The following is a 22,771-nucleotide window of genomic DNA, read 5'->3' as shown; positions in this document are numbered from 1 at the left end:
ATTGTTGAATTACCTTATCCACCCGTCTAATCAGGTAGATAATCCTCCACCCGACAAGGAACACAAGCCGAAAAACCATCTGCCAGTTTAATAGCTGCTATAGGCCTCCTTGATTCTGAGTGTATGATGGTTGTCGTTTCAATAATATGTCCCCAGTAAGGAAGATCTCTCGAGAGCCGACGGATAATCTGATGGATATAATCGTCGCTTACCTCTTGCCCGCTTCCATACGTAGCAATTTCTTGTAACTCCCTATAAGTCCTAAAACCTTTTGCCGTTACAATTCCATATAAAGTATAAAAAGATTTTGGGTTCAACATGATTGGATTGAAATCTTGAAAATGAATTTCCATTCCGTGATCGGATCTTTTTAATAGTAGTTGGTTTTTATCAGGTTTAAAGTTGATAAATTCATATTCACCAATCTTTTCTTCTGTACCATTTTCAATTTTTCGGTAAAACATTTTGTTAAAGACCTCTTCATCTAGAACAAGAATCTCTTTTTTATACCGCTCTATTCTTTCTATTTCCAGTTTTGTATAAACATTATCCTCGATAAAGTTGATCTCATGAATGGCTTCTTTTGCAATCTGATTCCGCAATTGACAAGAAACATGTTGGCAAGCATTCTTTGCGTATCATTTAATTACTCTTCAACACAGCCGTCCAATGCTCCTTCAAAAAAGGAAACGGCTTTCGTGTATGCCCTTCTTCGGAAATAAAGATAGCCCAAGCGATAATTCGCAGCAGGATGGTCTTGTTGCCATTGCAGTGCCAGTATTTCTTGTAATCTTTTTTCTTCCATCATGGGATGGAAATCATTATCACGATCCCTCATCTTCCTTTCACCTCTCCATGAAAAATTCCCTTTTATTCTGTCAAATACATTCTTTTCTTGCCGTGACAGTCAGTCACAACTGCCTTGCTATACTTCGATTATAACCAAAGAGGAGATGTTGGATATGAAAAACAAAGAAATTTTATTGGCAAGACACGGATTACAAAAAGAAGATTTCATGCGTTCAATGAATGGTGAAGGTTGTAATGTTGGTAAACTACTAAAGGGTACAGAACTGTGGTTTCATGAAGTTGGTGACCAGATTACCGAGGAGAATTTCATTTCTTTCCTGCAGGAATCTGCTAAAACCATCGATTCCCCTGGGCGAGGGATGCTGATTGATCCCGTCCTTGGCGATTTGCCGATTACTGATTTTGACCCCTATATCCGTGGAGTGATCCGCTGGATGAACGAGCTTGGTATTTATACGTATGGCAGCTGTGACGGGCATGGCAGAGGAGAGGCAAGAATTTATCTAAAGAAATATCCGAATGGGAAACAGCTTGAGCTATTGAAGGGCGCCATACCTCCCAGTCTACGGATAAGAATTGAAGGCAAAAACATCCGATTGGTTTATCCAAAGAAATGTCAGTCACTGTTAATTGATTTTGCTGAAAATCTATATCAGGTCTGGAAGAATCCAAGTTTTCTAAAGGATCTTCAGGCACATCATTTTAAAGGTTTGCTTGTAGAGTGTTTAAATGTACCGGGTGTAAGCACCGATGAAAGTAGATTCCGTTCAAGAGTGCGAAATAAATTCCTCTCTTATCGATCACTCCTTTATCGACCGCAAAGGCAATCTTCTCGGGTTTGTGGAACTTGGAGATGGTCCCACTGTTCTCCTATCCGCTCATTTGGATACCGTTGAAGAAATTGTGGAAGGAAGAGAAATAATCGAAGAAAATACTATTCTTAGGAGTTCGGAAGGTATTCTTGGCGCCGATGACCGTGCAGGAGTTGCAGCGATTCTAGAAATTCTATCAAGAGTGAAAAAGACCAACTTTAGGGGAACACTGAAAGTAGCTTTTACCGTGGAAGAAGAAATTGGCTGCCTTGGTTCTCGTGCAATCGACCAGGATTTTATTGAGGATGTTGATGCTGCCATTGTAATTGACCGCCGTGGAAATCGGGATATTGTTACGTCATGGAGCAACTATGTACACTTTTGTCCTGAAGAGTATGGCAGATTATTTGAAAAGGCAGGCACATTAGCTGGAATGGACAATTGGAAGTCAACTCCAGGTGGTATTAGTGACGCGATGGTTTTCGCAGAGTACGGAATCCTTTCTGTCAATCTATCAGCAGGCTACAATAATGAACACAAAGAAACGGAATCAGTAGATTACAAGTCGACCTTTGAAACGGTATTGCTAGTGGAGTCGGTTTTGCATCACCAATTGATCGAACAAAGAATCCTTCTTATTTGTAAAGGATTCTAAAATCTTTATACTGATTTCCACCACAAGAATGTACAATCTCTGCCATGTTTTTTACCAGCAGTTGCCACGAAATTTACCACTTGCTGTCAAGTATTTACCAATAGAAAAACGTCAACAATTTTGAAGTAAAAGCCTAAATATTCCTTATTTTTACCGAGGATTTAGGCTTTTGGTCATCCGCAATCTCGCCGATGGTGGAATATCATTTTCTATTGAATAGAATATTTGTACTGTTCAGCAATCAAAGTTTAATATATTAACTTTTTCGTAATAATACCGATTGCTTAAAATTGAATTCTTCATTTTCTTTACTTGTGATATGGTTCACCATTACGAGTTTAAGTGAGGTTTTTCATTTAATGAACAAGAAAAAACGATTCCTCTTTTCGAAGAATCGTTTTTGTTTATTCCTACTCTATATTTGAGAAAAATAGGAGTGAGGTAAGTTGGTACAATGCTGACTTCATCCATTTTTATCACTTTAGATCTGTACCACTCATATCAAAGCCATCAGTTTGATAATTAATTGTTATCTCCTCTATTTCGTTTATATCTGGATACTGATTCTTAACAAGATCATCTATTTTACCTTTTGCCTCAATTTTTGCTCTTTTTTTGATTTTATCAAAGGTGTCTATTACACTTTTTTTACTTTGATATATTTCTTGAATCTTATCATCTAATCGATCTTTGTATTTCTCTTTTAAAGTCTTATTTTCATTTATATCAAGTAAATTACCCTTTATTATTTCCCAACCATTTGCATTGTTTTTTAGTTTTATTGTAGCTTCAATATGTATATTTCCTTTTTCATCAATATTTTTTACCTTTATTGAAGAACAATCTAAACTTAAGTTCATTGTTACAGACGAAACTTTTCCTGTAATCTTTTCTTTAACGAATTTTATTTCTTCTTCAGGCATAGGTTCATTGGATAGCAAAGGTAAAATGCCTTTCGTTTGTAAATATTTTTCAACATCTTTTTTAGGTGCATGAGATTCATTGATAAGAGTTCCTGATTTAGGCTGATTCAGATTCACTGCAATCGCATCTTGATTATTAATTAAACTATGACTTATAACCACAATTACTAAACTGACTGATAGCATAGTTGAAACAATTTTTAAATACTTATGATTTATTGGTTTTTTTTCTTTTATTTTTTTTACAACTCTTTCAAAAAATTCGTCTAAAATATAGTTGGTAGCAGTTTCTGGTTGGAGATCACTATTTATGAGATTTTTTGTTTCAATTACTATCCTATCTTTATATCCTGAAATTGTTTTACGAACTTTAACATAATACTTAATTAGTTTGTAAAGTGTCGGAATTGAAACACCAGAAAGCAATAATATTATTTTGCCCAATAAATTAAAATCATAATCTATTACTACTTTATAGAACCATCCAATAGTAATTATCCAAATAGCTACTTGAAAGAGATCTACTATTTCTTCTTTCCTGTCCCATTTTTTTGTTTCTTCACTATTGTAAATATCTGGTGATGCTTCAGGTTTTTCAAGTGATACTTCATGTGGGTATAAATACACGTAATTTATCTCGTGTTTGTCCAAAATACCTTTAATATCATTATTGATACTATCAAAAATTGATTTTACGTAATATTTGTAAGTAAGATTATATGCTTTTTCTGAATTTGGCTTTAAAAATTCTAAGCTATCATTATTTACTACATATTTATTTCTGTTAATTATTCCTTTTATTCCTAAGAAAATATCCTTTATCCATGAGAAAACAATTTGTTTGTATCCTATATGCTTATTTATTAGCTCCCAGGGCATTTTCGCTCTTAGTTCATTTTCAGACAGACTTTTCAATTCGTTTAGCTTCAAAATAACTTCATATTTATTTGAGTAATTTATTGTACGTTCATATATTTCCTGTTCAATTATTTTAAATGTTTCGGAATCAATTGACTTATCACACTTATACATAACTTATCACTCTTTTGCTAAGAATATAATATATGATGTACATCAAGTTTACTTAAAGTGAATTCTATGAAACCCCAAACAAAATTCAACGGAGTATAAGATAAAGGAATAATCCATCTTGTATTTCATATTAAATTCCTTAGTACATAACTACATCACATACTATATTTTAACAATCATATTTTTACATGTACATGCAATTTATGACAAAAATTTCAAATAAACTTCTACGTATATTTCAATCTATATTTATAAAAAAGCTATAATGGATACAAAACAACCTTAGGCAAGTAATATCAATGCCCAAGTTGAATTTCCGCACTTATTTTGGTACGGTTCTCCGTGATGTATCTAAATGAGGTTTGAAAAATCATACTCTTTTATTATGTGATTAAAAATATACAATTAAGCTTTTCCTGTTGCTACTTCGTCAGTACTATCTTTTATCATATTAATAATTAGCTCAAGCTTAGGTTTATACTCTTGGTCCAATTCTATCGCCTTTGTATAGTCTTTTATGGCTTCTTCTTGTTTTCCTATACTATTGTAAGCATTTCCTCGATTGTTATATGCCACCGCATAATCTGGGTTAACCTCTATCGCCTTTGTATAATCCTTTATGGCTCCTTCTTGTTTTCCCATAATATTATAAACATTTCCTCGATTGTTATATGCCATCGCATAATCTGGGTTAACCTCTATCGCCTTTGTATAGTCCTTTATGGCTTCTTCTTGTTTTCCCATGCTATTGTAAGCATTTCCTCGATTGTAATATGCCTTCGCATAATTGGGGTTAACATCAATTGCTTTTGTATAATCTTCTATCGCCGCTTCTTGTTTTCCCATACTATTGTAAGCATTTCCTCGGTTGTAATATGCCTTCGCATAATTGGGGTTAACATCAATTGCTTTTGTATAATCTTTTATCGCTTCTTCTTGTTTTCCCATACTTTTATAAACAATTCCTCGACTGTTATATGCCTCCGCATAATCTGGGTTAACCTCTATTGCTTTTGTATAATCTTTTATCGCTTCTTCTTGTTTTCCCATACTTTTATAAACATTTCCTCGTAAAACATATGCAATATGATAGTTAGGATTATATGTTATAGATTTCTCAGCGTCCTCTAGGGCTTTATCTAGTAAATTAATTTCTCTATAACCATTACTACGCATAGCATATGATTTTGACAATATTAATGGGTCTTGCTCACTTTTAATAATTTCTGTGAGCTCATTTATCTGTTCTTCTATCTCTTCAAGTTGGTTAACTTGTTCAAACCTTATTGTCCACTCTTTTTGAATTTGAATTGCTTCATTTAGTCTCTTATTCTCATTGCCAATTTCTTTTATTTCTCGATTTTTGCTCGATAAACTAAATAAAACAAGTCCTAAACTTGCAATCGTTAAAGCATTACTTATCGATGATGAGCTTATTGCAAGCGTGAAAGTATCGTTTATCTTCATCAATATCTCAGTTAAAATTCTATGAATGACTTTCAATTGAAGAATTTGAGGGATTGTTATCGTAAATAATATTCCTAAAAATAACATTAAGCCACTTTTTTTAGTTAACATGTCATATAGAGTGAAAAACACTCCGGAAAAAGCGAACGAAATCAAAAATGAAACATTATTAAATGCTCCAACGAATGCAAATGGAATTAACAAAAAGAAAGAGATAGCTACATAATAAATGAATGTATTAGCCGAGTTATCATTTTCTTTTAAAAGTATTGTATCCTTTAGTATGTTAAAAATATAAATCCCTTCTCCTCGTCTAAAATATGTAAATTTCTAACCCTATCATATTATTTATTATATAATTTGAAAAGCTATCTCCCAAAAAAGTGAATTTTAGTAAACTTTATAGTAAATTATGGTAAAGTATTGAAATTATTTAAGTTAAACATTTCTAAACAATTTACCCAAAACAAATGCCGTTATTTTGACGACATTTGTTTTAAACCTCATTTACTTATGATACGGTTCCTCGTAATTAATGCTAAACTACATCCTCCACAATCTAGCGCGTTTATTGAAGCCAATCAGCTATAAATATAGATACTTCCTCTACTATAAGTAGATTCTTTCACAAAAGAAATTACTGCGTAGTATGTGTCTACTACGTATTATAAGAGTAAATCTGAACCGTTTGCAAAAGACTGTCTTATTGAAATTTATTCAATTTTAGTTTACATGTAATGACTTCAAACAAAATGTATTTTTATAAAAGAAATTCATCTAGCATCCCAAGGCATGGGACTGACCGCGTTAACTGCTTCTGTAAGTACATCACTAGTTAGCGTATAAAGTTGTCCCGCCAGGTTCCCCAGTAATTAACCGTCCATTGCTCGCGTAAGGCCCAGCCTTTGATGTTGTGGTATATAATCAAGAAAATAAATCCGGTTTTTCTTTTAGTAAGTGATTTAGTAAGTCTGTCATTTTCACTGTTTCACACACCCTTACTGTTGCGTCCCCAAATTGTCCTTTGTACATAACTTGATTTTTCAGAAAAACATCTTCAACACGATCATATTTTTCAGAGGTATGACCCATATGTCTTCTTTGCGGTATGGAAATTTCCGTTTTATCCGGTAATATGGTGTAAAGCATTTGATGCTCATCGGTTAAACGACCTGGTATATCAAGCCATTCCTCGACTCCATGAATATATGTGCATTTTCGTAAATCGACCCCGATTAATAAGATGGTTGCCTTCTGATCGAGTAATTTTCCCCAACTTGATTCGCGTGCACAAGGTGTGTCGAAGTGTTCATTTCCTGCAATAAATTCATGTGCTCCTTTTCCCAGGGCAGCTACAGAATGTGTTGGATGCCATGAGCGAACAACACCCGGACGTTTTCGAAACAGTTCCGTTAATAATCCAACACAAGATGGTGAGTCATTGACATAAAATCGAGGATTCTCCGCCTTAATATACAACCATGTATGGGTAGGGAAAACCAAAAGACCATTTTTCATATATTCTGTAAGTGCATCAAGGACAGTATCCGCCCCACCTTTTACTTGTCCAATACTTTTCATGGATGAATGAACAAGTAATGTTCCATTCTCGTCGATTCCCAATTCTTTAAGGTGCTTTAACAAATCTTGTTTCTTGTACATTGCAATCAACCTTTCAATCTTTAAGTACACCAAAAGAATACCATATTAGGAATATTTGTCTATGTTTCCTGGAGATTTCAGGAAATAGAGATAGAATCCTTATATGAAAAATCTGAATTCATTACCCATACACATTTGACCATATAATCAGCAAACTGAATCAATCCTGTCAGTACAGAAATGTGACATTTCTATATAATCCACACTTAATGAGTGAAGGGTTGATTAATAGGAAAATAGCAACTGTCTTCTATCATTCAAATAAAGATGCCAGGTACTGCCCAATTTCTCGGGTGATACCTGGCACTATCTTGCGTATAATATCAAAGGAAGGTTCAAGCACAAGCATCTTTTGATTCCCTCAATCCTTTTATTCTACAAAAACGCCCCAACCGTCAGAGTAACCACCATGTGGTTTACTTATATTGTTTAATTGATTCTGTATTTTTATTAATTCATTATAATTTAATAACATTCTTTTCGAGCAACAACATGCCCACTCTTCCGTTTCGTCGTCTTGCTCTAAGAAACAATTGAATCCTTCTTTCTTTAGTACTTGCGATAATTTTTCACCTGCTGCTTTATCAGGCACGGCAACAAAAAAGTCCACTGATTGTTGTTTTTTAAAATCTAATCCATCTTTATATAAACTATGTAAAGCCTCTCCATCCGCATCATTTGGAAATTTCATTCGTTTTTCCTCCATATTCTAGTACATCATTATTTTTATTATAATTCACTTATATCTTTTCGACTAACCATAAATTTTTATTGTTCAAAAAGATATAATTTTATGTGTATCTACCCCATTAATAATAAACAATTAAATTTAATATGAAATATGTCTTGTATAAAAACTTTCATAATACCGTTCTTGGATCAGTACCTGGTATGCTGCCAATTGTTATCTATTAAAGCACTAAGATAGGATTTGCTCTCGCAAAAGGACTCATTTGAAATGATATCTTTCGAAATCACATAGGTTCCAAATAAATCTCCCTTTGTTATTTCAAAGTAATAGGTTCTTGGCATAATTGGACTTACTCTTCTCTTTAGGTCATCCCGAATGATTTCTATCCACTGATTATTTTGTTGATCTTTGCCTTCATGGTCCACAATCGTGGCCCAGATGGTATGATCGCTTTTTATTATAATGAAAAGATCTTTTTTGTGAATTTCGGTAGGATTTATATGGGCCATAATTGGTTCAGCGTAAATAGCAGTAAAGCCGCCAATGCAATCTACTTTTTCTTTGCTTTGAATTCCTTAATCATAAACTTCCTCCTAAACCAATAAAATTTTCTTTGTTGATTACTTTGTCTCATCCAACTATTTATACGATAAAAGTTGGTAAAAGTTTCAATATTAGGACTCTACCGCCTTGTTATCAAATTACCAAAAAGTAAGCAACTAGACGTCCCCACTGCTCCCAGTTCGTTAGTCTGTTAGAATACTTCTAAACTATTAAAAACTCAAAAAAGTGATGAGCGGTCGTCATACTCCGAGTGAATTTTGACAATGATGCTACATTTTTTTATGAATTGCTTCCTTCCATGTCCTCCGAGGCAATTGGCTGCAACCAATCCCAGTTGGGATCCATGCCATCAATAAAAGAATGGGATATAAGGGTTGTAGTCCCCACTGCAGATACCTTTTCTAAATAGAATGTCATGAAATTGTTCTTTAAAATGCCATAATAGTAGGCGATCGGATTTTTTACAAGATGGGTCCTTTTTATTTTACCTATCAGTTGTCTAAAGGCCTGGATGGAGATGTCTAGTATATCTTCTGTGTCATTCGTACACTCAAAGCGAAAAGCAGTTATTTGCACCATATGCCAATATTCTTCAATGGTTTTTGCATCGCTGAAAAAGCATTTTACCAGGTGGACAAAAGGTTGTGGTACTCTGTTGCTTACATAGGAATAATCTAATGTTGACGGTTCTGCGTAACGTTTATTTATCTTTTGATTATTTGTTTTTAAAAGCTTACTAGTTTTATATTGGTGGTTCATTTTTTCCTCTTTGGGTAGTTCATTCGATGGAAAACGATTAAACTGATATAAATTGCTAGACTGCGAACCGTTTTTCCTTTCTGTTTCAAAGACGGTGATGATCCCGAATTCCTTTGCTTTCAAAATCATTCGTTTAAAGGTAGACCTTGATATCCCATTATCATCGTATTGTGCGTGAATGGATTTTAAGATGGTTCCGATTTTGGCATTGCATACGCCGGGAACCTTGGCTGCAAATCGCACGAGCCTTTTTAATCCGACCAGCTCCCCTTTGGTAAAATCATGCTTATGTTCTAATAACCATTTTTCCGAATGTTGATTAAATTCCTGAAGGGAACTAAATTGCGAAAACTGCTTAAATTCTTCTGTATTACCCGATTTTATACTCACGATAAATAACTTCCTCTCATCCCAAGTTTTACGTTTTCCCTTCGTGAGATCTTTACGTGAATGCTCACAGCCGGCACTTCTACAGTAACGAGATTGGCTGAGTAAATCGAACTGCCCTATTCTACTTTTAAGGGCATTTTTAGGACGAAACGTCAAAAAACGCCTTCAAAAATGATTTTTGAAGGCGTTTTTTGCATTTTGGGTGGATTTTCAATTGAATTTGGTTAAATCGCTCCGGTCGAATCCCGAATACATCAAAATCCATATATTTCATCGCTTCGCGGTGTAATTATAACTTGGTCGGTGTCAGTTTTTTTGGTCTTTAAATGCATGGCTTGCTTCATGCTTTTAGTTTTATAACACATCGAAATGACCTGAAATAATAATTCTGCCCCTTAATAAGGCAGTGATTTAGTGTTCACTGAAAGAAAAAGAAGGAGACCAAATTTTCGGGCCTCCTTCTTTTCGTATTCATGAAGTTTTCTCCTATATCGGTTTCTACTTTTTAAAAAAATGTCGCCAATAGCCCTACTGACACGCTAAGGACTACGCAACAGTTACCTATTTAAAGAACTTCCATTTTCTGAGCACTTTTAATCAGCTTAATCTCTCCATTTTTTGGGATTAATTCACTGATGTTTTCATATTTGTCTTCCCTTTTCGACTGGTTTAAGTCCGCCGCTATATATTCCTTAAAGGAGTAGCAAAAGAGTTTACGGGCCACTCTTCCTTTTTCACCAATTAACTTAAACCAATTTTGCCCTACATAAAAAGGATTCGTTAGAATTCTATCAATAACATATGCTATACGGTCATCTTCTTCCCCTGGATTAAATCTAGTTTTAGTAGAAAGAGCCAAGATAAAATAATTTTTAAATTTATCTATTTCTAGTAATTGAAAATGGTACTTCTCACGCTGCATTTGATTAATATTTCTTAGAACGGTTTTGATACTTTTTTCAATATCAATCTCAAATTTACTCGCATCTCTCCAAGTTGATAAACGAGAATCAAAAATGGAAAGTGTTAGTATATAATATCCTGCATACTTTTTGGGATCAAATACTTCATTATTAACTTGGCTTTCATCTTCTGGTATTACAACAAATTTTTTATAGTCAGCAAAGAAATTTTCAATCATATCGAATCCCTTCTTTCATACCTAGTTTAATTTGCTGAATAAAATGGCTTAATCTTAATCTATTTACAGCTAATTTCAATATGGAAAAGTAACCAGGGTGATCTACTCATTTTCTTTGTTATAGCGCAGTACTTCTCGTAAACTGTCAAAATAACTTATATGGTCCAATGAATCGTGCTTTGTATATAATATATTTCTTTATTCATTTTTAAAGTCCTCCTTATTCTTTCAAAAATCCTCATCTTTCACGGTTTTTAATTAAAAAGTCCTATAAGCGAATTGATATTTGTCGTAACAGGTCTTTTAGCTGAGCCGGTTCCAATACAATGCAGGGATTATTGTAAAAAACAACAAAAATAGAGTGCTAAAACCTTTAAAGATTTAGCACTCTATTATTACTGTTATGTTATTTTCTTCTTAACTTATTTTTCAACGGTCATTCTAAAATGGTATCTATGACAGGATTCCCTCAATTTTTTCAATAACCTCACTCGGTAGTTCAATTTCAACGGCTTTGACATTTTCTTCTACTTGGCTTGGTCTGCTTGCTCCAAATAAAGCGCTTGAAACATTTGGCTGACGTAAAATCCAGGCTAACGCAAGGCTAGGCAGCGTGATTTCTAATTCTTTGGCAATCTTCTCTAACTGCTCTACCTTCTTAAAGGTAGTCTCATTCAACATCCCCTTCATGAAGTTGTTGATTTCTGCATTGGAGGCACGACTATCTTCTGGAATGGAATTTCCTTTATATTTTCCTGTTAAAATCCCCTGAGCAAGAGGAGAAAAGACCACCTGTCCGATCCCATGCTTTGAACTCACCGGAATCACTTCCTTTTCAATATAACGGTTTAACATGTTATATACAGGCTGGTTTACGACAATTCGATCTAAAAGGAATTTATCCGCCACAGAGACGGCCTCTTCAATCTGAGCCGCACTCCATTCACTTACACCCGCATAAAGAATCTTCCCTTGACGAATTAAATCATCAATGGCTCTCAATGTTTCCTCCACTGGCGTTTCTGGATCATAGCGGTGACAGTAGAAAATATCCACATAATCTAAGTTCATTCGCTTCAAGCTCGCATTGGCTTGTTCAATCACATGCTTCCTCGATAATCCGCGGTCATTCGGTCCTTCACCCATTGGCCAGAACGCTTTTGTCGTAATGACATAGGATTCACGTGGATATTCCTTTAAAGCTCCAGCCATCACGCGTTCACCTTCACCACGCTCGTAAACATTGGCAGAATCAAAGAAGTTAATCCCTAGTTCATAGGCTTTATGTATGGTTTTCTCAGCCGTGTTATCTTCAACCGTTTTTCCGTAGGTTAACCAGCTTCCTAAACTTATTTCACTTACCTTTAACCCGCTATTCCCTAAACGTCTGTATTTCATCGACATCAAACCTCCCAGAAAAATTAGAAAACGACCTTCAGATAACACTATATAAAATTTGGACTATTTTTACAATTATGAAATACTGCAGGACATGTATCTCTAAAATCTATTCTTTCTCGGGTCGCTTAAGTATGTTAATAGTATTTCTATAAATGTCTGTAATGCCTTTGTTTGATAGGTAGCAGGGGTTAGGATGGAAAAATTGCGTTTAAAAGGGAGTCCATTTACGTGAATGATGCCAATATAACCGTTTGCCAGCTCCTTCTTAATTGCCCAACTGGATAACAAACTTATGCCTAGACCTGCTTCAACCGATTCCTTGATCACTTGGGTGCTGCCGAATTCCATGACGTTTTTCGGGGTGAAATCATATCTCCGAAACAGATTTTCAGCCGCTTCCCTTGTACCAGAGCCCTCTTCCCTTAGAATCCATGTTTCTTCCGCCAAATCAGATATACTTATTTCCCTCTTTACACTCAGAAGAGGATGAAGAGGTGAGGCCACAATAACCATTTTATCCTTAGAAACCACTTTGGAATGAAGTGCAGCATTTTCATAAAATCCTTCAATGATGCCAATGTCTAACTGATGTTTTTTTACTAGGTCAATGATCTCCTTTGTATTTTGAATCCTGATTGACGGATGAATAAGAGGAAATTGCTCCTTCATTTTGGCAATTATATGCGGCAGGATATACTCGCCAAACGTGTAGCTAGCCCCAATCGCAATGGTCCCGCCTGCCTTATTTGTCAGGTCATCGACCAATGTCTGCATTTTGGTATAAAGTGCACTAATTTCCTTTGCATGGTGAAAAACAATCTCCCCCGCCTTATTTAGGCGGACATACTTATTATTCCTTTCCAGGAGCCTTGTGCCAATGGATTGTTCTAACAGTCTGATATACTGGCTAACCGCAGGCTGGGTCATATGCAGCTCCTCTGCTGCTTTTGAAAAATTCTCCTTCTCCACCACTTTAATAAACACTTCTAACTGTTGGTCCATCTTCTGCCCCCTTATTCAAACTAATCAATGTATATGATTTTACTTATCATAACTATTATATATAATTATTTCCCTTATATACTAATTGAAAGTAGTATTAAATTATAAAATGAATAGATTTAGGTGATGAGAATGGAAAGTCAAAGTGCTAGAGTTTTACCTTTAAGCAAACAGGACCCACAACTGCAAAAAAAATCTGAACCAAAACCTGCTGCTCCTTTATTGTTGCTAGGAGGAATCGCTTTTACCAGTGTCATTGCAGTGTTCGGTTTTGCCCTAGCGAAAGTCTCTGGATTTGATCGTGTAGGACCGCTCGCCTGTGCAATTGTGATTGCGGTTATTTACCGGCAATTTTTCGGTTATCCGGAAAAGATTCGCGCAGGAATTCAATACTCCGCCAAACACTTTTTACGATTTGCAATTATTTTATACGGGTTAAAGTTAAACATTGACGTGGTGCTTCATCAAGGGATAGGGTTGATTGCACGTGATATCGGTGTCATTGCTTTTGCGATATTGTTTACAGTATGGCTAGGAAAATTACTGAAAGCGGAATCCTCCCTTGTACTCATGCTTGGTGTTGGTACCGGCGTTTGCGGAGCTGCAGCGATTGCAGCCGTTTCTCCGATTATCAAGGCAAGACATGAAGATACAGCCATCAGTATAGGAATTATTGCACTGGTGGGGACGATTTTTTCGATAACCTACACCATCTTAAGACCATTTCTACCGTTATCGGCGATTGAATACGGAATCTGGAGCGGAATCAGCCTTCACGAAATCGCTCATGTTGCCTTAGCAGGGGCACCCGCAGGTCCAGATGGCCTGGCCATTGCCCTGCTGGCCAAATTAGGTCGTGTACTCCTACTTGTTCCCTTGTGTTTTATTCTAATGTATTGGGTGAAAAAACGTAGTTCAGGAAAGACAGCAGACACTACTATTGAATTCCCTTGGTTTCTCATCGGCTTTATTTTGATGAGTTTGTTCGGAAGCTATATCCTTGGCAAGTCCATCCCTGTTTCAAAAGTGGCCATGGATGGGATTTCCACTGCAACCACCTTTATCTTAACTTCCGCCATGGTCGGTCTTGGTTTAAATGTCAGCCTTCGCGATCTCCGGACCAAAGCAGGACGGCCGCTGATAGCTATGCTGATTACATCCATCATCCTTTCCATTGTTTCCTATTTTATTGCGTAATGAGTGAAAAATGAAAGTGCAATGTGCATCTTCATTTAAGTTACTATGGATGATGAATTTCCCGCTCAACAAATTGAATATCATATACCATAATGACAACATTTTTACTTAGCGCTCTCAATCGAGTAGAGGGAAAATAAGTTAATTATTTTCGCCCCTCTCACAACACCGTACATACGGTTCTGTATACGGCGGTTCAATTTATATTACAGTGTGTACTTTTAGATAATGTTTTAAAGCAGAGGTAAGTCCCCTCTGCTTTAGTCTTTTGTTCTAGATTGCTCTTTGAAAGACCTTCGATAATCCGATGAACCGGTAACCTCTTCTACAGAAAGTGAATCCTTTCGCCTCTTCCTCAGGAATTCCTAATTGAACAAGCGATTTGGTTTGTTTCTTCGATACCTTCCATTGTTTCCAGATAATAACTCTAATTCTGGAGCAAAGCTTCTTATCTATCTCATTCATCGCGTTTTTCATATTTGAAATTCTAAAGTTGTCTGGGAGCCTTGTCCCTTTGTAGAGCCTTCGTATCAGATTTCAGTTCGTCGAGCCAAGATTTTATTCCACGCTTCCTTAGTGGTTGGACGATGTGTACCCCCACAGTAGACTTACACCACCTAGATAGTTGCCATGCCTGGCACACCAATAAAAAGGACCCATTAAGGTCCTAAAGATAATCTTATTCACCTAAAGCACCCTTTAGTTTAAGTGTAATTGTTTACAAACTTATTAATTAAATAGTTACATCTCTTTTTTTTCAATCGCCATACGCAAGTTTGAGATAACTCCAATAAGCAATACTAACGAACAAACCATTTTTTCAAAAGGTGTTCCAAACAATTGTTGTATAAATCCAAAAGACCAAAGTACAACAAAAAACCAACATATAACGGCTATTCCTCTTTTGTATTTATATAGTTTAATTCTACCAACAATCAACGTAAAAACTACTCCAATAATAGAAATAACGATATTTATAACAGATATTGATAGCTGTTCAGCAAATGATTCAGACCTTCCACCATTAACCCATGTGAATGGAATACTTTTGCTTATAATAAGAAAGTGGATTAAGATAGTCAAAGAGTAAAAAATAATTCCCATAAATACAGCAGTTTTCAAATTAATTTTCCTGAGTTTTTCTAAAATAATATCACCTCATTTTTCTTCCTGTTTCAATTTTATTAATCCAGTAATATACTATTCCTATATCTCTTACCATCTGACAGGTAACTGAAAGTAAGATTTCGAAGAGTTATCAAAAATCACCATTATTCTCAAACAGAGCAAAAAACATCGGCTAGGTATTCTTGTTGAACTAAACTGCTTCGTTAACTTAATAAGAAAAAGCCACCTAGAATGGCAGCTGGGCTATAAAAATCAGTATAAGTTAATTTAATAAATTTAAAAAAATCATTAACAGAATGGATAATAAAATGAAAACAATCATAAAGTATCCAAAGTATTTTAATGGTTTTGGCAACTTTTTCAAATCAGTTTTGGCAAGATTGGCAGCATTTCCTTCAATCTTGTTAAAATGGTCTATTACATCATTAAAAGGTTTATTTTCATCTTTCATTCAACCACCCCTTTACTAAATTTTAACATATTCAGTCCTCGATTTTGGTATTTTTTGTGTTTTTTTCTTGAACTAACCTGCTCCGTTACTTAAAGAAACTAAGCATTGGTAGTCAAGAAATACATTCCTAAGGATAACCATTATCACCAATATTCCAAAAAAAACATGTTTCATTTTTGCTTCCCGCTTTAAATAAATTGCTCCCTTAGCCACTTATAGCTGTAAATTCTCCATTCTACTCGTATTATCCTTCCTCAACTAAACTGCACCTTTACTTTAAGTAGATTATTTCATAATCATAGTAAGTTCCACAGATAAAGGCATTAATCCCTCCTGCTGAATCAATGCCTTCACTTTTTGAAATTAACTTTACTATTACTTTTTTTAGTTAACATATAGCTTTGTTTTATCATTTCGTAAATTTCTTCCTTTGGAACAGTACCGTCAAGAATTATCGAATTCCAGTAGTCCTTATTAAGATGAAATGCCGGAACTACCGAATTGTAAATCTGACGCCAATAATCCAAAAAACCGAGTTCACATTTCACATTAATCCAAATATGTCCATCTTTTTCAAATATCCACGCAAATACTTTCTTGTTATCTATATGTCGAATTAACGTCCAATTCTTATCCCGAAATGGATAATCTTCATATGTATTCCCCATCCCCATACAGTAACCGATAGCTTCCTCTCTATTTTTCATTGTTAACCTCTTCTCTAACACCTTGCTAGTTTTTTAATAAAGCTGCCTCCTTAATTATAACCCTTGGACCCTTTATTGCACTTACCTGCCCCGTTAGTTCAACAAGAAAAATGACCGCTCCAGTGATCATCATCTTTAACTATTGCTACCCGTTTGTTTGAGTACCTTTTTTCACAAACTTTCTCTTAGTTGATTTTTTAATATACATTAAGCCAAATCTCTGATTACTTTTTTCTGTTTGCGATACCATACAAATAATCCTGCTCTAAGTGCATTATCGGCTGCGATGGCAGTCCATACGGCTGGTAATCCAAATCCAAGTTTCCATGCAAAGATATATACGCCTAATGTTCGGATTACCCATATTCCAACGAATGTGACAATCATCGGGAATTTACTGTTCCCGCCAGCTTGGACCACAGAAGTGTCGATGGTAACGGAGGCTAAGAACGGCTGAGAAACCGTATCGATTAATAAGATGATAAATAACAAATGAAGAACTGTTTTATCAGTCGTAAATATTTTATACCCAAGGCAAGAAATGCCGTAACTAAGGTCATGGAAATGGCAGATTGGATATAGCTCCATTTACGATATTCCTGCACATCGGTTTGATTCTTTTCTCCGATTGCTTGACCAATTAAAGAACTGGCTGCCACAGCAAATCCTCCGCCTATTGTCGAAGAGAATGTGGTTAAATTCCCAGCAATGTTATGAGTGGCATAGACTTCTGTTCCCATGCGAACAATTAAGCCAAAATATATGACTTGCCCCAATCTCATCGACAGCCTTTCTACCATGGCAGGTATCGCAAACTTAATCATACTCAAAGCTAACCCCCATACAAGTCTGAGATCACTTAATTTTAACGCAATGGAAGGTATACGTTGGGATATTATCAAGAGTCGAACAAACCCATAAATTCTTGCTAAAATCATGGCAATCGCTGCCCCAGTTAACCCTAGTCCATGTAATGAACCGATTCCGAAAATCAACAGGTAATCGAGTATAACATGGACGATATTCATTTCTATGCCAACCTTTAAAGGGGTCCTTGTATCCCCTATGGCACGAAACGACGCAGATTGAGCCGTAAATAAGGCAATGAAAGGGGTTAATCCAAGAACCACTTTAAAATAAACTGACGCACTCTCTTTTAACGGTGTATTGGCACCAGTCCAGTCTAATAAGGTTGCAGCAAAAACAACGGAAAAAAAGAGAAAACCAAACCCAGAAGAACAGAAAGAAAAAGACCATGAAAAATAACAGACTTGCTTCTCCTTGTGTCCTTTGCTCCAAATGCTCTTGATAAAAAGACAGAAAGTGTGGCAGAGACAGCCATAAAAACGCCAATATAGGTCATGGAATAAATGTTGGTTACACCAACGGAATTAATAGCTAGCAACCCTAATTTGGCAATAAAAAAGGAATCAATTACCTCAAGCAAACTCTGCAAGTAAAATTCCCCGATTGCTGGCAAGGCTATTTTAAAAACTTTTTTGGCTCTAATCGGAAATTGCAATAAGCATCTCTACTTTCTTTATTCCTTTACTAGGTTTTATCTTATCAAAATAATTTTTTTGTTCGCTGAATTGCTCCGATCGTTGAACAAACACTTTCAACTCTCTCCTGCTTTACTTTATAATCATTAATAATAAGGGGGAGTTAGATGGAACAAGAAAATACTTTAACAAAATTAAAAAGCTACGCAAAAAAATTAAAACAAAATTTATTTGTTCTATATTTATCATACAAAGATAATAGAGTGCCTTGGTACGCTAAATTGGTTGCTATTTGTGTTGTTGCTTATGCTTTTAGTCCAATCGATCTGATTCCTGACTTCATTCCTGTATTGGGTTATCTCGACGACTTAATTATTGTTCCGCTGGGCATTTCTCTGGCACTATAATTAATACCACCTTACATTATTGATGAAAACAGAGAAAAGGCTGAAGAAATTAGGAAAAAGGGTAAACCAAAAAACTGGTTTGTTGCAGTACTTTTCATTCTAATTTGGATTTTACTTGTGTTTTGGGTTGGTAAATTATTATTTGGTATATTTCATTAATAGTTATTAAATAACATTTAGGGATATGCTTCTCAAGTTCCAGTAAGGGTTTTTATTGACCAAGCCAACTATGTATTAAAACCAAGTGTTTCCACACTCCACATATCCAGAGTGTATGTGGAAACAAGAGTGGTTCTGGTGATTTTACAAAAAAAACTAACGGAACCAGTATTGTCTGACTCCGTTAGGCATATCTTTCTACTTCATTAAATTGGATGCACACCAGTTTAACGTCTTCCTTTGCATTTACCTTATATTAGAACACTTCTACTGATTGTTTGAGCCAAAGTTATCAAGCAATGTCCAGCACTTCATCTGTTGATACTGGTTGAAGCGGAGACCAAGTCAAGTCATGCATGCTTTTGTTATTGATGCCTGCAGATGTAAGTAGTAATTTCATCATCTCAACTCCTTGTCGTTACAAGCTACTATTTTTTAGTGATTTAATCACTGGTTAAAGTGTCTATCCTATCAAATACTTTTTTCTATTTTTAGTCCTCTAATTTGTTCCATACCTTTTAGCTGCTCTAGTACGAGCACGCTCAGCTTCGACCTCCCGATTCCGTGGCTCTGTACTCGTTTCCAGTGTGTTTAATAGTTCTCTAGAAACCGTTGCAATCTCATTGACTGCACGTATAAACGCCTCCTCATTCACCTTTGAGGGCTTGTTAAAACCCGTTATCTTTCTGACGTACTGAAGAGATGCTGCATGAATCTCTTCTTCGGTAGCTGGTGGGTCGAAATTAAATAATGTTCGAATGTTTCTGCACATAACTTACTCTTACTCCTTTTGTTTTCATAATTGTTGGTTTTGAAAAAAGAATGATTAAATTTAAGGAATATAAAAATTCATCTTTTCGAACAAAAATTGATCAAAACAATGGCTCTTTTCTATTATTAGAATTACCATTGAGGGAAAAGTCCAATTCCTATCTAACACCTACTATTAAATAATTGCTAGGGTATTTATTCTCCATTGTCTTTAACATTACCTTCTTTCACTTACCTGAACCCGTTACTCTAATAAGAAATGCGATCCTTCTTTATGGAAGGATCGCACCATTTATTTGAATAAGGAACTATTATTAGTTGTGGGAAATGTATCCATTATACCAAAAAACTAATCTCCGAGGATTTGGATATCGCACCACCCACTTACGTCGCATTGTCCATATTCGTTACTACCTACGACCACCACCGTACCGTCAGATTTAAGTCCAAGTGTATGAGTGCACCCCGCCGCAACTTCTACAATATCGCACCAGTCACTTACATTGCATTGGCCATACTCATTCCAGCCCACAGCCACAACGGTTCCGTCAGATTTAAGTCCAACGGTATGTTTACTGCCCGCAGCGACTGCCACAATCCCACGCCAGCTACTCACATCGCATTGTCCTACCTTATTTTGACCCACAGCAACCACCGAACCATCCGATTTAAGACCAATGGTACGACGCCAGCCCGCTGCTACCGCTACAATATCGCACCAGTGGTTTACATCGCATTGGTTATGCTTATTCCAACCTGCTGCTACCACAGTACCGTCAGATTTAAGCCCGATGGTATGAGAATTCCCTGTGTTTGTCGCCCTATGAACATTACCAGCAGCTACCGCCACAATATCAAACCAATTACTTACATTACATTGTCCATAGTTATTATCCCCAACAGCCATCACCGTTCCATTAAATTTAAGACCAACTGAATGACGGCGACCCGCTGCTATGGTATTTTTAGCCCACTGTTTCACCTTTAATGCTGATTCATTTGGTGAAATATCATCCATGTTTGTTTTACCTCCTAGAAAACAAGACCCATTTTTATTATTTATCATTTCTACTTGATATACTAACCTGCTTTTTTATGTGTTCAAACTATATAAATGTATTTCGTATTAATTTACCATATTACAGGACTTTCTTACCTGAATTTCCAGAAATAATATATTTTTACGTCGAAACCTGTCTAAATATTAGTAGTTTCCTAACTTCTATTATTTCCAATATTATCCTATCATTTAATGTAATTGTGTCTTGGGCACATGCTAGTTTGCTAGATACATAATTTGAACTGCAGCTATAGTAGAACGGCAAACAATAACTTTTAGGAGGATGGTTATGGTAGTTAAAAGAAAAGGATCAAAGGTATTTGCTTCACTCTTAGCAGTATCCATCGCATTTGGGTCAGTTGGGTATGCATCCGCAGAAAACACAAACGGAAAATCTTCTTATGCACATGATCAAAAGGTAGTGGCAAGAGTCGATGCCAATAGGGCAATTGAACACGTCCGATATTTATCTGAAGAAATAGGGACACGTCCTGGGGGCCTTGAAGCAGAAAAACAATCTGCAGATTATATTGCAAAAACCTTAAAGGGATATGGATACGATGTAGAATATCAGTATTTTCCTGTTGCTGATCAGTATATTGCTAATGTTGCCTTTGCTGATGGAACTACATGGGAAATGGCTGCTGCGCCAAATGGTAATTTAAGTACTGAGGCTGTAAAAGGTCAGGTTATATATGTTGATGGAGGAACGGACCTAAGCGATCTCCCAGCCGAAAGTGAAGGAAAAATTATTGTTATGCCTCGTGCGAGTACTACTGCCGGTTATCGGACGCAGGTGGACAATGCTGTTAAAGCAGGGGCTAAAGGCGTTATTTTGCAAAGCCTTGTCGGTAGTCGTGGTAACTATGGCCAAACCTTTAATCCAAGTTTAGCAACAAAATATGATGTTCCGGTATATGGTGCAGCCTTTATCCAAGGTGAATGGCTAAAGGAACAGGCCGCCAAAGGACCGGTTGAAATCAGCCTTACTGCGCAACGGTATTCCAACCTTCAATCATTAAACGTAATAGCCACAAAGGCTCCTAAAACGAAGACTACAAATACAAAACAAGTAATCCTTGGAGCCCATCATGATAGCGTCGTCGGCGCATTTGGTGCAAATGACAACGCCTCTGGTGTAGGATTAATGCTTGAGATTGCAAGGGTTTATAAAGGGTACAACACAGAAAAAGAGTTGAAATTTATCGCTTTTGGTTCTGAAGAGCGTGGATTACTTGGATCGCGATATTATGTAGATCAATTGACACAGAAACAGAGAGATAGCATTGAAGCTGTATTTGTTCCTGATATGGTAGCTACCAATTATGATAAGGCGAAAAACCTTTATGCGATGACACCAAATGGCAGTACCAATTTGGTTACTGACTCAACTATTGCTGCTGGAGCCCGTTTAGCTAATTCTGATATCCTGCCAGGCACATTTGGCTCAAGTGACCATGTACCTTTCCATAACGCCGGTATACCTGCTGCCTTATTTATTTGGATGGGTGTCGACAGTTGGAGCCCACTTGTTTACCATATTGAGAAAGTATACCATACTCCACAAGATACCATTGCTGATAATATTTCGGCAGAAAGAATGAAGTCAGCATTAGATATTATCGGTGCTGGACTGTTTTCAACCGTAAGAAAAGATGTACCTGCCCTAAATAAGTAAAAAATAAGAAAAATCGCCGCAGAGTTTTGAACTGTTCCCCTTAAAATGGACAGTTTTAAAAAAGAACCTATGCTGCTAACAGACGACCTCGGTTTTCAACATTGAACCGGGGTCATCTGTTTTAATCCCTACTGGTAACGATGATTAAGATTTAAAACAATACGTAACATTTTTAATTTTCGGTAGGTCACGAAACCCGTTATGCTGTGAGGTCCCTCCTCCACCTAACTTTTCAGATTAAATCTAAAAACGAACAAATCGTTAAGATCCCCTTATCAAAGTTTTCTAAGTTAAAATGCTCATTCGGAGCATGGAGATTTTCATCTGGCAACCCGAATCCCATTAAAACAACAGGAGAATTTAGGATATGGTTGAAATCCGAAACAATCGGAATCGAACCCC

The 22,771-nt window shown here is 36.1% G+C and carries 23 protein-coding genes and 3 pseudogenes; 5 read left to right on the top strand and 21 right to left on the bottom strand.

Annotated features, from left to right (window positions below; all coding sequences use genetic code 11):
• Nucleotides 1–26: 26 nt before the first annotated feature.
• Nucleotides 27–602: a hypothetical protein gene (locus tag BANA01_RS11925; RefSeq protein ID WP_034674401.1), complete on the bottom strand. Its 576-nt coding sequence runs from the start codon at nt 600–602 to the stop codon at nt 27–29.
• A gap of 44 nt (nt 603–646) precedes the next feature.
• Complete coding sequence (locus BANA01_RS11920; RefSeq protein ID WP_034674398.1) at nt 647–838, bottom strand: hypothetical protein; 192 nt, start codon at nt 836–838, stop codon at nt 647–649.
• Between the two features lie 124 nt (nt 839–962).
• On the opposite strand from BANA01_RS11920, the gene BANA01_RS30355 reads away from it, so the two are divergent.
• Nucleotides 963–1,706 carry a hypothetical protein gene (locus tag BANA01_RS30355; protein WP_052106339.1) on the top strand — a complete coding sequence of 248 codons (744 nt, stop codon included), beginning with the start codon at nt 963–965 and terminating at the stop codon, nt 1,704–1,706.
• Entirely contained in the window at nt 1,693–2,277 is a 585-nt protein-coding gene (locus BANA01_RS30350; RefSeq protein WP_052106338.1) for a M20/M25/M40 family metallo-hydrolase, read from the top strand. The genes BANA01_RS30355 and BANA01_RS30350 overlap by 14 nt, the downstream gene beginning before the upstream one ends.
• 476 nt (nt 2,278–2,753) lie before the next feature.
• On the opposite strand, the gene BANA01_RS11905 is transcribed toward BANA01_RS30350, so the two are convergent.
• The 9 genes from BANA01_RS11905 to BANA01_RS11865 all read right to left on the bottom strand — a co-directional run bounded on the left by BANA01_RS11905 (nt 2,754) and on the right by BANA01_RS11865 (nt 13,309).
• Nucleotides 2,754–4,232: a hypothetical protein gene (locus tag BANA01_RS11905; protein ID WP_063253284.1), complete on the bottom strand. Its 1,479-nt coding sequence runs from the start codon at nt 4,230–4,232 to the stop codon at nt 2,754–2,756.
• A gap of 405 nt (nt 4,233–4,637) precedes the next feature.
• Nucleotides 4,638–5,699, bottom strand: coding sequence for a tetratricopeptide repeat protein (locus BANA01_RS11900; RefSeq protein WP_169803687.1), 1,062 nt, complete (start codon nt 5,697–5,699; stop codon nt 4,638–4,640).
• 924 nt (nt 5,700–6,623) lie between these two features.
• Nucleotides 6,624–7,361, bottom strand: a complete 738-nt coding sequence (locus BANA01_RS11895; protein ID WP_034674402.1) for an AAC(3) family N-acetyltransferase — start codon at nt 7,359–7,361, stop codon at nt 6,624–6,626.
• 370 nt (nt 7,362–7,731) lie between these two features.
• The gene (locus tag BANA01_RS11890) at nt 7,732–8,052 is read right to left on the bottom strand and encodes a ribonuclease E inhibitor RraB (RefSeq protein ID WP_235847121.1); all 321 of its coding nucleotides are present in this window, start codon (nt 8,050–8,052) and stop codon (nt 7,732–7,734) included.
• Nucleotides 8,053–8,240: 188 nt separating this feature from the next.
• Entirely contained in the window at nt 8,241–8,561 is a 321-nt protein-coding gene (locus BANA01_RS11885) for a hypothetical protein (RefSeq protein ID WP_235847120.1), read from the bottom strand.
• A gap of 334 nt (nt 8,562–8,895) precedes the next feature.
• Nucleotides 8,896–9,765, bottom strand: a complete 870-nt coding sequence (locus tag BANA01_RS11880) for a hypothetical protein (RefSeq protein WP_174524420.1) — start codon at nt 9,763–9,765, stop codon at nt 8,896–8,898.
• Between the two features lie 565 nt (nt 9,766–10,330).
• Nucleotides 10,331–10,906 carry a hypothetical protein gene (locus BANA01_RS11875; RefSeq protein WP_034674408.1) on the bottom strand — a complete coding sequence of 192 codons (576 nt, stop codon included), beginning with the start codon at nt 10,904–10,906 and terminating at the stop codon, nt 10,331–10,333.
• A 453-nt stretch (nt 10,907–11,359) separates the two neighbouring features.
• A complete protein-coding gene (locus BANA01_RS11870; protein ID WP_034674406.1) occupies nt 11,360–12,304 on the bottom strand; it encodes an aldo/keto reductase family protein in 945 nt (314 codons plus the stop codon).
• Nucleotides 12,305–12,406: 102 nt separating this feature from the next.
• A complete protein-coding gene (locus BANA01_RS11865; RefSeq protein WP_034674404.1) occupies nt 12,407–13,309 on the bottom strand; it encodes a LysR family transcriptional regulator in 903 nt (300 codons plus the stop codon).
• 132 nt (nt 13,310–13,441) lie between these two features.
• On the opposite strand from BANA01_RS11865, the gene BANA01_RS11860 reads away from it, so the two are divergent.
• Entirely contained in the window at nt 13,442–14,506 is a 1,065-nt protein-coding gene (locus BANA01_RS11860; RefSeq protein ID WP_034674412.1) for a YeiH family protein, read from the top strand.
• A 273-nt stretch (nt 14,507–14,779) separates the two neighbouring features.
• On the opposite strand, the gene BANA01_RS11855 is transcribed toward BANA01_RS11860, so the two are convergent.
• The 7 genes and pseudogenes from BANA01_RS11855 to BANA01_RS11825 form a co-directional block, all read right to left on the bottom strand.
• Nucleotides 14,780–14,983: a hypothetical protein gene (locus tag BANA01_RS11855; protein ID WP_034674410.1), complete on the bottom strand. Its 204-nt coding sequence runs from the start codon at nt 14,981–14,983 to the stop codon at nt 14,780–14,782.
• A gap of 264 nt (nt 14,984–15,247) precedes the next feature.
• Nucleotides 15,248–15,628 (bottom strand): hypothetical protein, encoded by a 381-nt coding sequence (locus tag BANA01_RS11850; protein WP_063253280.1) that lies wholly within the window; start codon nt 15,626–15,628, stop codon nt 15,248–15,250.
• A gap of 268 nt (nt 15,629–15,896) precedes the next feature.
• Nucleotides 15,897–16,085, bottom strand: coding sequence for a hypothetical protein (locus tag BANA01_RS11845; RefSeq protein WP_063253279.1), 189 nt, complete (start codon nt 16,083–16,085; stop codon nt 15,897–15,899).
• Between the two features lie 350 nt (nt 16,086–16,435).
• Nucleotides 16,436–16,792 (bottom strand): MmcQ/YjbR family DNA-binding protein, encoded by a 357-nt coding sequence (locus tag BANA01_RS11840; RefSeq protein ID WP_063253278.1) that lies wholly within the window; start codon nt 16,790–16,792, stop codon nt 16,436–16,438.
• 207 nt (nt 16,793–16,999) lie between these two features.
• Nucleotides 17,000–17,284: a hypothetical protein gene (locus tag BANA01_RS11835; protein ID WP_034674418.1), complete on the bottom strand. Its 285-nt coding sequence runs from the start codon at nt 17,282–17,284 to the stop codon at nt 17,000–17,002.
• Complete coding sequence (locus BANA01_RS30345) at nt 17,263–17,592, bottom strand: MATE family efflux transporter (protein ID WP_268875076.1); 330 nt, start codon at nt 17,590–17,592, stop codon at nt 17,263–17,265. Before BANA01_RS30345 ends, BANA01_RS11835 begins: the two co-directional genes overlap by 22 nt.
• A gap of 255 nt (nt 17,593–17,847) precedes the next feature.
• Nucleotides 17,848–18,239 (bottom strand): annotated as a pseudogene (locus BANA01_RS11825) (MATE family efflux transporter); the annotation flags it as partial.
• Nucleotides 18,240–18,461: 222 nt separating this feature from the next.
• Here BANA01_RS11825 and BANA01_RS11820 point away from each other — a divergent pair.
• Nucleotides 18,462–18,860, top strand: a pseudogene (locus tag BANA01_RS11820) (YkvA family protein).
• Between the two features lie 499 nt (nt 18,861–19,359).
• Here the strand turns inward: BANA01_RS11820 and BANA01_RS11815 are convergent.
• Both BANA01_RS11815 and BANA01_RS11810 read right to left on the bottom strand, forming a co-directional pair.
• Entirely contained in the window at nt 19,360–19,632 is a 273-nt protein-coding gene (locus BANA01_RS11815) for a DUF2277 domain-containing protein (protein WP_034674426.1), read from the bottom strand.
• Between the two features lie 366 nt (nt 19,633–19,998).
• Nucleotides 19,999–20,649 (bottom strand): annotated as a pseudogene (locus tag BANA01_RS11810) (RCC1 domain-containing protein); the annotation flags it as partial.
• 331 nt (nt 20,650–20,980) lie between these two features.
• On the opposite strand from BANA01_RS11810, the gene BANA01_RS11805 reads away from it, so the two are divergent.
• On the top strand, nt 20,981–22,369 hold the full coding sequence (locus tag BANA01_RS11805; protein WP_063253276.1) for a M28 family peptidase: 1,389 nt from the start codon (nt 20,981–20,983) through the stop codon (nt 22,367–22,369).
• Between the two features lie 232 nt (nt 22,370–22,601).
• On the opposite strand, the gene BANA01_RS29115 is transcribed toward BANA01_RS11805, so the two are convergent.
• Nucleotides 22,602–22,771 (bottom strand): M20/M25/M40 family metallo-hydrolase (locus BANA01_RS29115; protein ID WP_157411771.1); only part of this gene is annotated, 170 nt, incomplete at its 5' end.

It is taken from the genome of Neobacillus niacini NBRC 15566 (assembly GCF_001591505.1).
Taxonomy (GTDB): Bacteria; Bacillota; Bacilli; order Bacillales; family Cytobacillaceae; genus Neobacillus; species Neobacillus niacini.
This window is presented reverse-complemented; position numbering and strand designations above follow the sequence as displayed.